Genomic DNA, 12,314 nt, shown 5'->3' with positions numbered 1-12,314 from the left:
GGTGGAGGCGGCTCTGGAGGCCGCCCGGGAACGCTGTCGAGGCGCCCACACTGCACTCCGAATCACGGGCTCCACCTATGTACACAACCGTTGAACAACGAGAGCACTGACGGTCATCACGACGCTCCGTCAGCTGGTGCCTCCTCCAGCTTCCCGTACGAGTCGAGACGCCAACGGGCACCGCTGTCGTCCGTGAAAAGCAAAGCGGGACGATTTCTCCTCACTGTTCGCTCCGGCCAGCGAGGGGAATAGAAAACAAAGTGTCCTTCACCCGGTATGAGCGGCGCTGGCACGGGGCGAGATCCTGAGTCTGGGTGCCGTGCTTTGAGGTCGGTCACCGAGAGGGCGTTGTGGGTGTCCCCGAAGCGAACCACTACATCCCGGATCGGATCGCGACTCCGGTTGAGCACCGTCACGAGCCAGGAGCCGTACCCGTCCGCATCTCCGTACTCGTCGATACCTGTGCTACCGCGGGCCTCGCAGACCATCGAGACGGCACGAGCCTGGGAGACCCTTCGCTCCTCAGCCTGGTCCTGAAGTTCCGCGTGCTCCAGGAGAAGACTCTGCTGCTCAGCCACGCCCGAACCCCGATACCCCGCGCTCCGCCGACCGTACTCGGCACGCGCGGTCTCCAGCAGGCGCCGCCACGACGTAACCGCAGGCCGGCGGCGCAAAAGTGCCCGCCGTTCCCGCTCGGTCATGCCACCCCAGACCCCGTACTCAATGCGGTGATCGAGGGCGTGGGCAAGACACTCAGTGCGCGCAGGACATCCCGTGCACAAGACCTTGGCACGGTTCTGAGCCGCCCCCTCGGCGAACAGTTCGTCCGGATCAGCACTCCGGCAGACCGCCCGTGCACCCCACGACTCCCGATCATCCCCGATCACCCCAGCTTCGCCCTCTCCCGATACGGCCCGCCGCACTCCCCCGCGCGGGCACAGTGCGTAAACCGTACGGCAACCACGCGGAGCACAGGACATCGCGGCGCGACAGCAATCCTCATGAGTGAAAAGGGACTTGACTACAGCACCACGCCGCTCTCGATTCGACCGATAGCCGAACAGCCGGGCGCAGCGGCCAACGCGGATATCGGCCCCGATCACGCTGCCGTTCGCTCTGGAAGCATCCCCCGTAGATGCGAAGAGCAGAAGCCGATGCCCGCAGTGTCAAAGTTCTTGTCGGGACCATCCCCACTGCTCGGCAACGGCGAGCAGCCGTGTGCGACCTGACAGCCCACTAGGTGAGGTAGAGGGGTCTACCCTGAGTGAGGGACGAAATGCCCCCGGCCCGCTCTCGGGCCGTGTTGCGCCCGCCCCCGAGCCCCCGGTTCTTCCTGACCTCGAAGTCCATCGCATCCCCTGAGCTGGGGTGTTGCAACGACCACTAGAACTCAAGCGCAACCGGGGGCATTCTTTGTCTCCGAGATCCTGAGTTCAGCCGTTGACGTCTGCGTACGCCTGCCGGATATTTGCGGGAACGCGGCCCCTTTCGTTGACCTCGTAACCGTTCTCCTTGGCCCACTGGCGGATGGCTGCCGTATCCTCGCCACTGCCCCTGGCCGCAACGCCACGCCCACGGCCGGAGGTCCTCCCACCCGTCTTACGGCCGGCCTCAATGTACGGGGCCAGGGCGTCACGCAACTTCTTCGCGTTCTTTTCATTCAGGTCGATCTCGAACGACTTGCCGTCGACGCCGAACGTCAGAGTCTCGTCCGCGTCGCCGCCGTCAAGGTCGTCGGAGAGGTAAACGACCGTCTTTTGAACCATCTCGAAATTCCTGCCTTCTGTATCCGTGGTATGTGTATGAAACCATAAGGAGAACGCGCCCGACACCTCATTGCCGAACACCTGTGCCTGCTGCGGTGAATTGAGTGCTCAGACTTGTTCCAAGGCCCTGACAGGTCCCACATCACCTGGACGAACACAAAACGGCACACCACACCGGTCGGCGTCTCCCGCAACACCAAGCCGGCCCCTAACGGGTTGGTACGTGACAGCGGGTGGGCATGGACTCGTGGTGAAGGGCATGGTCGATGGGGCGATGCGAACAAACTGTCACATGCCGTTCCGGGAGCATGGCCAGGGTGGGGACAGCGAGGCGCCGGCGCGCCTCGCCCTCTGCGGGCTGAGGGCTCACCGCTCGTTTGCTGGGGCAAGGCTGAGCAGGCCGGCGCCGTAGGACTTGGCCCTGCCAATGCCAGTGAGCACGGCGGCGGTGAGGGCATCGGGGTCGGTGACGGTGGCGGTGCCGTCATAGCACAGCAGCCCCAGACGCAGGTGCTCCTTGTTCTTGGCGCCGGTCCGCTGGGCAGTGGCCGGGATGGGCAGGAGTGTGTGCAGGCGAAGGCCGGCGTCGGTGGCACGGCGGGTCCACCGGCGGCCTCCCCGGAGAGCGGGATGATCTTGCCGCGGGTGTTCTTCTGGTCGAGGGGGAGGCGGTTGCGTTTCACGGGGTTGAGGACGATCCGGTAGCGGACTGTGAGTCCCTTCGTGAGGGCAGTGAACATCGGGGTGAGGTCTTTCAGGTCGGCATGCCCGTAGTCGTCGGGGAGGCGGGTGGGGTCGAGGGTGGTGGCCTGGACGAGGAGGGTGCTGGTGGTGTGGGTCTCGTCGAGGCGGTAGAGGAGTCCGGCGGCCTGGCGGGGGCGTCGCCGAAGGCGTCGGGGACCATCCGCATGAGGGTGCCGTGCATCTCGCCGGCGTCGCGCAAGTCGCGCTGGACGGCGCGGCTGTAAGGGTTGAGGCGGATGCGGGCCAGGGCCACGCGGTGGCTCATACGAGGGCCTCCTTGAGGGCGTAGTCGATCAGGTGCTGGTGCAGGGTGTGGGTGCCAGCCGCGAGGTGGGTGGGCAGGTACTCGACGGTGCGGTGCAGGGTGCGTCTGCCGAGGGCGCGGGCGTGCGGATCGAAGCTGCGGGGCACGTCGTAAACGGTGAGCGTGTCCTCACCGCGCGCCGGTGCGGCGGGGACGTGTTCCCAGAGGAAGGTGACGGGGACGGTGCCGTCCTTGGGTGCGGGACGTGCGGGGTCATGGCTGAGCGGTACGGCCCGCAGGAGCTGACCGACGGGATCAGGTTCTGCAATGCGCAGGAGGAGGGGTTCGTCGGGAACGCAGGAGCGGCGGCCCAGGTAGGGGACCCCGTGCGGGTGGACAAGGGCACCGGCCAGACGGTCCCTGTCGGCTTCGGGGCCGGCGACGGCGAAGACGGCGTCGGCCAGGAAGTGGCGGCGGGCGGCAACGGCGGCGCCCTTGTTGCCGCTGCTGGTGGCTGGGGTCTGGTCCCTGAGGCGTCCGCCGCCGGCGGTGTCATAGTCGGCGAGCGGGTGGCCGGGCCGGTCGAGGGCATGTGTGTCGAGGGCATGTGTGTCGTGGCGGGTGATGCCTTCGGCGGCAGCGAACATGCCGACGAGGGCGAAGCGGGTGCGAAACGGGGCGGTGTCGCGGTCGGGGGCCAACGGCGAGCGTTCACCCCAGGACTGCAGAGGGCCGGCCAAGCGCAGCAGGAACCCACTCACGCCCGCTCCCCACTGGCGGGAAAATCGGCCTCGGCGGCGGCCTCGATCAGGTCGTAGAACGATGCGTGGCTCTCCCCGAGGGCGGTCACAATGCCACGGCCGCCGCATCCAGCAAATGCCCAACCAGCGGATCCGGCGCCACCGCAGGATCCAGCCACCGGGCCTTCCCCCACGCCGCTTCCACCACCCCACCCAACGGCCTTCCCCTCCCCCAAAACCTCCCGCACTCACACTCAGTACCCCAAGGCCCAGTAGCCCAAGACCCAACCACACCCCACTGACATCCCTCTCAAAACAGGGACAGCCGCTACAGTCGCTCCGTGGAACCGCACTTGACACCCGAGGCACAGACCAGCCAGGCAAAGAATCGGCAAAACGACTATTGATGCGCAGGTCATCAAGCGTCGTTCCCGCCGACGCGGGGGTGTTGTTCCGCATCGCGACTCTCTCGCATGGATGATTGGTCGTCGTTCCCGCCGACGCGGGGTGTTCCAACGGAGGCCGACGGGGTGGGCAAGCCCGCAGGGTCGTTCCCGCGGACGCGGGGGTGTTCCGCCGCCGGATTTAGCCGCCTCGATCGAGCACACGTGGTCCCCGCCAACGCGGGGGTGTTCCGCCGCTGGGTTTAGCCGCCTCGATCGAGCACACGTGGTCCCCGCCGACGCGGGGGTGTTCCGCTGTCGCTGCCTGCGATCGCGCTCGGCTTCAGATGGTCCCCGCCGACGCGGGGGTGTTCCGGCACTGAAGGAGGCTTCGTAAACTGCTGGAGTGCCCCCCGCCGACACGGGGGCGTTCCGACGTCCTCCTGACACCTTCCTAGGACGTCTCGCGTGGTCCCCGCCAACGCGGGGGTGTTCCGGAGGGGCGGGAGGCAGCAGACGGCGAAGTGCCGTGGTCCCCGCCAACGCGGGGGTGCTCCGTGACGGACGAACTGTCAACAGGGCAAGATCATGTGGTCCCCGCCGACGCGGGGGTGCTCCGGGCCAGCTCGTACGCGCCGAACACGAACACAGGTGGTCCCCGCCGACGCGGGGATGTTCCAAAGGACCTCGGCCGCGTATTCGTCGATCCCACGTCGCACCCTCCGACGCGCGAGTATTTCCGCTGAAGTCGACCCGAGCGGACTCGTAGTCGTCGTTCCCGCCGAGGCGGGAACGTTTTCGAGCCCCGGGATTCCGTCACGACCCACCACATCGGCGAACGCATCATCGAGCTACACGCACTTCCCCCTCCGGATGGGGATCGGTGAGCTCGAGGTGGCAGCGCGTCGGGTCGTAGAGTCCGAAGGGCCCCTGCGCCTCGCCCTGCCTCAGAGCGCTGATCTGGTACGTGTTATGAACCGTGGGATCGGCAACCCCTACCAACAGATCACGGAGCTCTACTGGAGTGTGGCGGCACCTGCCTTGATGGGCGTTCTCGATCAGATGCGAACGGCGCTGGCCGACCTCGTGGGTGAACTGCGCGACCGCCAACACCACCGGCCGAGCCAGCGACCACTGGATGAGTACTGCACTGCGGGGACAGAGCGCGACCTTGGAGAAACTCCGCGTCGACCGTCAGCTCGAAGAAGCCATGGTCAAAGGCCCCGGCCCACTTCACCTTGCCGAGGTGTTCGGACTCGACGAGAAAACTGCGATGCGCTACGCGGACTCCGCACGTGCCCTGCTGGAGCAGGCCGCCGAGACGGCCCCAGCGACTCCACCACCAGGCCGACGTCCCCCTGACATCGGGGCGCCGTACCCGCGGGCCCCCATCGAATCACGCCTGAGTGTCAACGGATTGGAGACAATGCACCGTACAGGAAAATAGGCTCCGCGAGAGGCTGACATGCCTGAGGACCCAAACACATCAACGCCACAGCCTGACAGTGACGCAAGGCAGGAACCGGAACCGCAGCCTGAGCCGGGCCCAGTACAGCCATGGGCACCCTTACGGGACCGGACGCATTGGGCGACACTCGTGGTTCTGCCGCTGCTAGGGGCCATCTCATTCTGGGCGGTTCAAGGTCTGTGGGGATGGATCTGGGGCGAGATCTCCGGGCCACCCGGGCTGACAGCGTACACACCGGGCCCCACCCCCTGCACACCAGCCACGCTTCCCCTCGTACTGCAAGCGAAGACCGACGAGGCCATCGTGGTCACCGGCATCAAAGTCAACATCCTGTCCGCCGAGGCACTCCCGAAGGACGGAGAAGAACCTTCCCCTGCGGTCAATTGTTCCGTTACTGCAAATAAACCCATATTCGATGTAAGTCTTACGCAAACCCCTGTCTCTGTTGTGCCAACGACCAGAAGGGCCGAACCTGATCGCACAGACTTCCCCTTTACGGTTTCCGCCGACCATCCGAAACAGCTGACACTCAGGATCAATCCTGGAAAGCGTGATGTCCGATTCTCCCTAAAGGTCGAGTGGGTCGCTGACGGTGAGTACGGCAGCGCAATTCTCGACAACGGCCGTGATCGTGATCCCCGCAAAGGTCACGGCTACCGCGTAACAGGGTGAGGCGATCGGCTACGGGACGCACCCCAGCAAGTTGATCGCGAACCTGCGGGTTCACCCCCCGAATCGGAGCATCGCACCCGTGGGTTCGGGCTGAAGGGCCTTCAGTTTCCTTGAACCTGCGGACCTCACCCCCGATCTCCCGAAGCTACGGCGAAGTGACAAGTAGCTCTCTGTGATCATAGTGACGCTCGGTGAGGGAGAGCGAGGCGGGCCCGGGGACTTCGCCGAACTGGAGGGCGGCAAAGTCGGCGCTGGCCTGTGTGACGGCTTCGGAGTGCGCCTCGCGCACGGCGTGCTCGGCGAGCGCCCGCTAGAAGCTGGCGACGGAGGGGTTCTGTCCCTTGCGCTCGCCGGTGGGGATGATCAGGTCGGCTCGGATCTGCTGCCGGGGTCCTCTGCTCTGTCTGGCTGGTGTTCAGGCGTGGGCGTGCGCCCGCCGTCATCATCTGCGCGTCTACGGCGCTGACCTGCGACGATAGGTGGAGAAGCAGGTTCTCAGGAGGCGGAAGAGACGCGAAGGCAGGACTCCTGCAATGGAATGTGCCGGCTACGCCTGGCCGGTCTCGAAGCGGGATATCCGGTCCTTCATTGCTCGTCGATGATCTGGTGGCGGTCGGTGCCGGTCGGGTTCCGGCCCTTGCCGGAGGCTGCCAGGCTTCCCAGGATCGCGAGCAGTTCGGCGCTGCGGCTGCCGGGTTCGGCGTGGAAGACCTTGAGGACGAGACCGTCGGTGCCGACGATAGCCAGCTTGCTGGCGTGCAGTTCGAGATCGCCGACCTGTGGGTGGTGCAGTCGGTTGACCCGCGGTCGCTTGGGGTGCACGTCGTGGCGGCCCCACAGGCGGCGGAAGTGCTCACTGTGCACGGACAGTTCACCCACGAGCTCGGCCAGCCGCGGATCGTCGACGTCGGGCCCGACGTTGGCCCGCAGGGCGGCGATCAGTGCCTCGGATAGTTCCTCCCAATCCTGCAGCAGTTCTCGTTCGCTGTCGTCAAGGAGGACGGCGCGCAGGAGGTTGACGCCGGCGGAGTAGTTCGGGGAGACAGCCGTGGCCAGCGCGTTGGCGGCGAGCACGTCGGTGAACTTGTTCTCAACGTAGGCGGGATTGGCGGTCCAGCCCTCCATGAGCTGGAGGATGCCGGACGGCACGGTCTCGGGTTTCCGTGCAGCCCGTGCACGGCCTGTGGAGCGGAGTGCCCGGTGGACTCGGGAGGAGGGCGTCTGGGTCAGGCCGATGAGGTGAGCGGTGGCGTCCGCGTCCAGGTTCAGGACGTCGGCCAGGGCTTCGAGGACCTGAAGCGAGGGATTGCGGTCGCGGCCCTGTTCCAAGCGCAGATAGTAGTCGGCGCTGATCCCGGCGAGCATCGCGACCTCCTCGCGGCGCAGCCCCGGCACGCGCCGGAGCCCGCCGCCCCGGATTCCGGCGTCCTCGGGCCTGACCAGTGCCCGGCGGGCGCGTAGAAACTCGCCGAGCGCGTTGGTGCCATCCATGCCTCAACCGTAGGCCCGTACCGGCGCGGGTGCCTGTCCCTGTCACCCCCAGGAACAGCGGGGTACTGCCGCGGCCGCCCGGAAGCGCGCACAGTCGATACAGGACAAGCTGCCCATACAGCCGCACAACGAAAGGTGCACCATGACCGGCACCACCCCCGGCGGAACTCTCACCCTCGCCGACGACCTGACCATCAGCCGCATGGGATACGGAGCCATGCAGCTGGTGGGACCCAACGTGTTCGGGCCGCCCAAGGACCGGGGCGAGGCCGTCGCGGTGCTGCGGGAAGCCGTCGAGCGGGGCATCACGCACATCGACACCAGCGACTTCTACGGGCCCGCCGTCGTGAACGAAATCATCAAGGAAGCCCTGCACCCCTACCCCGCGGACCTGCGCATCGTGACCAAGGTCGGCAACCGTCGCGGCGACGACGGCAGCTGGAACGTCTCGCGGGACCCCCAGGACCTCAAGGCCCAGGTCCACGAGAACCTCCAGCACCTCGGCGTGGAGGCGCTCGACGTGGTGAACCTGCGCCTGGGCACCAACGAGGGGCAGACGACCGAGGAGCCGGTCGGCGACATGTTCGGCGCGCTGGTCGAGCTCCAGCAGGAGGGCCTGATCCGCCACCTCGGGCTCAGTGCCGCATCCGATGCCCAGCTCACCGAGGCGCAGGCCATCGCCCCGGTCGTCACGATGCAGAACCTCTACAACCTGGCCAACCGCCAGGACGACGTCCTCGTCGAACGGTGCGCGGCGGAAAACATCGCCTTCACCCCGTTCTTCCCTCTGGGCGGCTTCTCCCCGCTGCAGTCACAGACCCTGACCGACGTCGCCGCACGCCTGGACGCCTCACCGCAGCAGGTCGCCCTGGCCTGGCTGCTGCAGCGCTCGGCCACCATCGCCCTCATTCCAGGGACCTCCTCGCGCGCCCACCTGCGCCAGAACATCGCCGCCACCGACCTGGCACTGTCGGCGAACACGGTCGCAGAACTCGACACAATCGGCAGTTGAGTCCCCTGTTTCGAAGTCCTGAGGCATGGGCTGGGCGCCGACCTCGATCAGATGGCCGGCCCCCAATTCGGCCCCGGGAATCAACGGAACCGCGGTTGGCGCTGAGATTCACCTCCGCCCACAGGCCGTCCAACCCCAGCGCGCCCGCGTCCGCCTTCAATTCGGTGAAGAACATGCCCCGCCGCTCGCGCTCTCCTCCTCCGCGCCAGCATCCTCGGCGATCAGGTCGTCCAGCCGGGACCGGGTCGCCTCCGACAGCCGGCCCACGGTGGCCGAGCAGAACCGTTCCTCGAAGGTGCTGACCGCCTTGCCCACCAGCCGGGCGATCTGTCCTGAGGCCGACAGCTCCAGCCAGCCTTTGCGGCAACGGGCTACCACCGCCTCCGCGAGCCGGTCCGAGTGCAACTCCACCCCGCACAGCTCGACCGCCAGCCACTCGGCGAACTGAGCCTGGTCGCCCTCGGTGCACTCACGGAAGCCGAACGCGCCCCGGATCTCAATCCGATGCTGCTTGATCGCCAGACCCAACCAGTCGTACGCGGCCCGCTCCACCGCCGGCGTCAGGATCTCCCCGGCGTCCTCCGGGAACCGCACCTCCACCTCGAAGAACTTCAGAAACAGCGCGAACCCCAACCGGTTCGCCCCCGACTTATTCCGTAGCCGCTCCGGGTCCTCTCCACCAGCGCCCAGCCCTCGATCAGGTCCTCGGACTCCCACTCCTGCCGATCGAGGCGTCGAGATTAACAACCGCCAATGCACTTGGGGCGCAAACAACAGCAGTCGCGTCGAGTCCTGAGACTCTGGTCGAGCGGCGCTAATGAGGCTGGACCGGACTAACTGCAGGTTGATCGGCAGGTGTTGGGCACCCCGGTCCCGCCGCTGCCGACGGCCTGTTGAGAGCGCATGGAGCCGACAGGCGGTCCGTGCAGAGTTGGCCGTCTTTGCTGTAGGGATAGCTCGCCGAGCACCGGACGATCATAGCCAAGTCCTTTCCGCCCCCAAAAAATCGTGCCCTCCCCTCAACGCAGGACCTCCCGCATCCGTGCACCCGGTAGCCGAAGACCCAACCACACCCCCACCGACATCCTCCTCAAGATAGAGACAGCCGCTACAGTCGCTCCGTCGAACACCACTTGACACCCCGGGCGCGACCGGGCCGGGCAAAGAAAAGGCAAGCCGATTGCTGATGCGCAGGTCAGCAAGTGTGGTCCCCGCCAGCGCGGGGGTGTTCCGCAACTTTTCCACGAGCGGGCGAGTGAGCGGGTGTGGTCCCCGCCAGCGCGGGGGTGTTCCGGTCTCGAAGGCGGGACTGCGGGCCGCGATAGGGTGGTCCCCGCCAGCGCGGGGGTGTTCCGATACAGATGAACCCCGCGGTGTCGCGCGGCAGGTGGTCCCCGCCAGCGCGGGGGTGTTCCGATGCAGATGAACCCCGCGGTGTCGCGCGGCAGGTGGTCCCCGCCAGCGCGGGGGTGTTCCGGACATCCGCAAACAGATGCCCGACGTCGCCCCGTGGTCCCCGCCGGCGCTGGGGTGTTCCGGGCCTCGTCAGTGCTGACCCGGGCGTTGTCGAGTGGTCCCCGCCGACGCGGGGGTGTTCCGCAGCCCAACGGGCAGACGATGTTCCAGGTCTCGTGGTCCCCGCCGACGCAGGGGTGTTCCGGTCCAGCTCGTACGCGCCGTACACGAAAAAAGGTGGTCCCCGCCGACGCGGGGATGTTCGCACTCCAGCAACGGTTAGACCTGCGCGAGGAGTTGGTCTGTCCTGGTGACTGGGCTGTGGTTGCGCGGCTGAGAGGACATCGGGCTCGAGAACGTCGGGGCGGGGGGACCGAGAGCCGGGATGCTGGCCACCGGGTGGGTGCCGCCGCTGATCGCGATTCCGTTGTTGGCGGGAGGATTCTGTCGCCGGTCGTCGTCGCTCATGATGAGGCCCCGGTGTGTTGGTGCCACCGGTAACGCTCATGGCGGCCCCGCCGGACTGATGCGGGACCCCCACCCCCCCATCCGTCACCGACGGGGCCCGCGACCAGCCCGGCATCCGCCGTCTTCCGATGACGCGGCACTGATGAACTATCTGTGCCGGAATTGGAGATACCGGGCGGACCGCGTCACCTGAGCAAAGAGCGCCCGACTGCTCAGTAGGTGACCTACTGAGTTCCGTACACCCAGGCAAACCAAAGGCGACGCGTTGAATGGTTATGGCTGCACTACCCGTCGATTCTGCTCGAGCCCCCTGCGGAAAACGCGAACCGACGGCCCGTGGGCGGATCATGACGGCTTTCAACGAAGCGACAGAGTCGCTGTGGGGTAGAGGGCTTGGTGACCGGCGCCCGCCAGAGCACCAAAGCTTCGGTGCCGTCTGCGAGCAGAAGTCCATCGCGCCGGCCTCTTCTTCCTCGGGTGCAGTGCGGCCATCGGGGTCTTCCGCCGACGACTGCGCGCGGCAAGCTCACTTACCCTTGGCGGCGTCCTTCAGCTTGCTGCCCGCGGAGACCTTCACGCTGTAGCCAGCGGGGATGTCGATCGGCGCGCCAGTCTGCGGGTTGCGGACGGTGCGCGCGGCACGGTGGGTGCGCTCGAAGGTCAGGAAGCCGGGGATGGTGACTTTCTCGTCGCCCTTGGCGACGATGTCGCCGACGGTCTCGGCGAGCGCGGACAGTACGGCGTCGGCATCCTTACGGGTCATTTCGGCGCGGTCGGCGAGCGCGGCCACCAGCTCGGTGCGGTTCATGATCTAACTCTCCTCTGAGGATCACCCCAGCCGTGTGAACTGGCCGGGGCACGTGGTAGCCATCCTGCCACTGCCCTCTGAAAGCGCCGTGCGCCGGTGGGACGCTGAGGGGCTGACCGACGACCGGCCGGCATGAAGTGGCGTTATCGGACCAATATCCAGAGTGCTTCGCAGTCGCTTCGATCTCGGCATCGGTCCAGACGGACACGGAGGCCACCCTGGCCGATGCCGTGGTGACCGAGCGCGGCAAGCGAATCCGAACTGCGCTGAAGGCGCTGGGGCTGGTTCTGCTGCATCTTGGCCCTGCCCTGTCCTGGCTTGCGGCAGCCGGTGCAGGAACTCGTCTGCCGCTGGGGCCCGAGGAGCAGCCATGCTGAACGCCTATCTTGATCATCGCGCGCGGCAGATCGGGATTGACCGCGCCGGGGTTGTCCTCGGCGAGGGCATGCAGAGGCGGGCTGACATCGGTGGCGAGAAGCCTTGCGAACGGCGGGTTGCCGACACATCAGCGGTCCATCGCTCCTGCCGCCCATGGGCTCAGTGCCGGGTTTCCCACCAGTTGATGATCAGCGCCACGGCGCCACAGCCGGCCTTGTACGCGGCGCCCTTCAGGAACCCTCCGGAGACGTTTTGTCCCTGCTGGACGATCCCTGGGGTGTCGGACGACGAGACGCTAGCGGGACAGGTCAAAGTCAATAAGCAGAAGGTTACGGATGTCGGTGCCCCTGAGCGCATGGACGCAGACCAGCGCCATCACGAGGCGCTGGAAGTCGCCTTACGCGTGGCTGAGGACGCTGGCCAGCCGGTCCCCGGGTACGGAGGGCGGGGTCTTGCTGATCCCGGCGAAGACGAGGCCGCGGATGGGATCGCGGAAGATCACGCGCTCCAGCCGCAGGGCCCTGAAGACGTTCCGCAGGACGATATGGAGCGACCAGACCGGGGTCCCCTTGCGGGTGGCGCGCGCCTTATTGACGTCGTCGCGGGTGATCTCGCGGAGGACCGCCACGCCGTCCGGCAGCCACTGCGTCAGGATCGGTTCGAGGACTTGCCCGTAACGGAAGAT

At 66.8% G+C, this 12,314-nt stretch carries 9 protein-coding genes and 2 pseudogenes; 2 read left to right on the top strand and 9 right to left on the bottom strand.

Annotated elements, in window-relative coordinates; translation table 11 throughout:
• Positions 1-605 precede the first annotated feature (605 nt).
• The 5 genes and pseudogenes from ACZ5K7_RS36125 to cas5e form a co-directional block, all read right to left on the bottom strand.
• Positions 606-923, bottom strand: a pseudogene (locus tag ACZ5K7_RS36125) (WhiB family transcriptional regulator); the annotation flags it as partial.
• 510 nt (positions 924-1,433) lie between these two features.
• On the bottom strand, positions 1,434-1,766 hold the full coding sequence (locus ACZ5K7_RS36120; RefSeq protein ID WP_468920742.1) for a histone-like nucleoid-structuring protein Lsr2: 333 nt from the start codon (positions 1,764-1,766) through the stop codon (positions 1,434-1,436).
• Positions 1,767-2,132: 366 nt separating this feature from the next.
• Complete coding sequence (locus ACZ5K7_RS36115) at positions 2,133-2,321, bottom strand: type I-E CRISPR-associated protein Cas6/Cse3/CasE (protein ID WP_468920739.1); 189 nt, start codon at positions 2,319-2,321, stop codon at positions 2,133-2,135.
• A gap of 119 nt (positions 2,322-2,440) precedes the next feature.
• Positions 2,441-2,602: pseudogene (locus ACZ5K7_RS36110) on the bottom strand (type I-E CRISPR-associated protein Cas6/Cse3/CasE); the annotation flags it as partial.
• A gap of 169 nt (positions 2,603-2,771) precedes the next feature.
• Positions 2,772-3,515 (bottom strand): type I-E CRISPR-associated protein Cas5/CasD, encoded by a 744-nt coding sequence (gene cas5e / locus ACZ5K7_RS36105; RefSeq protein ID WP_468920452.1) that lies wholly within the window; start codon positions 3,513-3,515, stop codon positions 2,772-2,774.
• Positions 3,516-5,648: 2,133 nt separating this feature from the next.
• On the opposite strand from cas5e, the gene ACZ5K7_RS36100 reads away from it, so the two are divergent.
• Positions 5,649-6,017: a hypothetical protein gene (locus tag ACZ5K7_RS36100; RefSeq protein ID WP_468920449.1), complete on the top strand. Its 369-nt coding sequence runs from the start codon at positions 5,649-5,651 to the stop codon at positions 6,015-6,017.
• Between the two features lie 585 nt (positions 6,018-6,602).
• Here ACZ5K7_RS36100 and ACZ5K7_RS36095 read toward each other — a convergent pair.
• Complete coding sequence (locus ACZ5K7_RS36095; RefSeq protein ID WP_468920447.1) at positions 6,603-7,508, bottom strand: helix-turn-helix domain-containing protein; 906 nt, start codon at positions 7,506-7,508, stop codon at positions 6,603-6,605.
• Between the two features lie 142 nt (positions 7,509-7,650).
• Here ACZ5K7_RS36095 and ACZ5K7_RS36090 point away from each other — a divergent pair, with 142 nt between their 5' ends.
• Entirely contained in the window at positions 7,651-8,520 is an 870-nt protein-coding gene (locus ACZ5K7_RS36090) for an oxidoreductase (protein ID WP_468920444.1), read from the top strand.
• 156 nt (positions 8,521-8,676) lie between these two features.
• Here the strand turns inward: ACZ5K7_RS36090 and ACZ5K7_RS36085 are convergent, their stop codons facing one another.
• The 3 genes from ACZ5K7_RS36085 to ACZ5K7_RS36075 form a co-directional block, all read right to left on the bottom strand.
• Entirely contained in the window at positions 8,677-9,153 is a 477-nt protein-coding gene (locus tag ACZ5K7_RS36085; RefSeq protein WP_468920441.1) for a DUF4158 domain-containing protein, read from the bottom strand.
• A gap of 1,816 nt (positions 9,154-10,969) precedes the next feature.
• Complete coding sequence (locus ACZ5K7_RS36080) at positions 10,970-11,251, bottom strand: HU family DNA-binding protein (RefSeq protein WP_468920438.1); 282 nt, start codon at positions 11,249-11,251, stop codon at positions 10,970-10,972.
• Positions 11,252-12,026: 775 nt separating this feature from the next.
• On the bottom strand, positions 12,027-12,257 hold the full coding sequence (locus tag ACZ5K7_RS36075; RefSeq protein ID WP_468920437.1) for a hypothetical protein: 231 nt from the start codon (positions 12,255-12,257) through the stop codon (positions 12,027-12,029).
• Positions 12,258-12,314 lie beyond the last annotated feature (57 nt).

The organism is Streptomyces sp. NPDC031497 (assembly GCF_055580905.1).
This window is presented reverse-complemented; position numbering and strand designations above follow the sequence as displayed.

Excerpts from the sequence above, each read along its gene's own strand:
- ACZ5K7_RS36095 (WP_468920447.1), bottom strand. The coding sequence starts at position 7,508 with ATGGATGGCACCAACGCGCTCGGCGAGTTTCTACGCGCCCGCCGGGCA.
- ACZ5K7_RS36080 (WP_468920438.1), bottom strand. The coding sequence starts at position 11,251 with ATGAACCGCACCGAGCTGGTGGCCGCGCTCGCCGACCGCGCCGAAATG.
- ACZ5K7_RS36120 (WP_468920742.1), bottom strand. The coding sequence starts at position 1,766 with ATGGTTCAAAAGACGGTCGTTTACCTCTCCGACGACCTTGACGGCGGC.
- ACZ5K7_RS36090 (WP_468920444.1), top strand. The coding sequence starts at position 7,651 with ATGACCGGCACCACCCCCGGCGGAACTCTCACCCTCGCCGACGACCTG.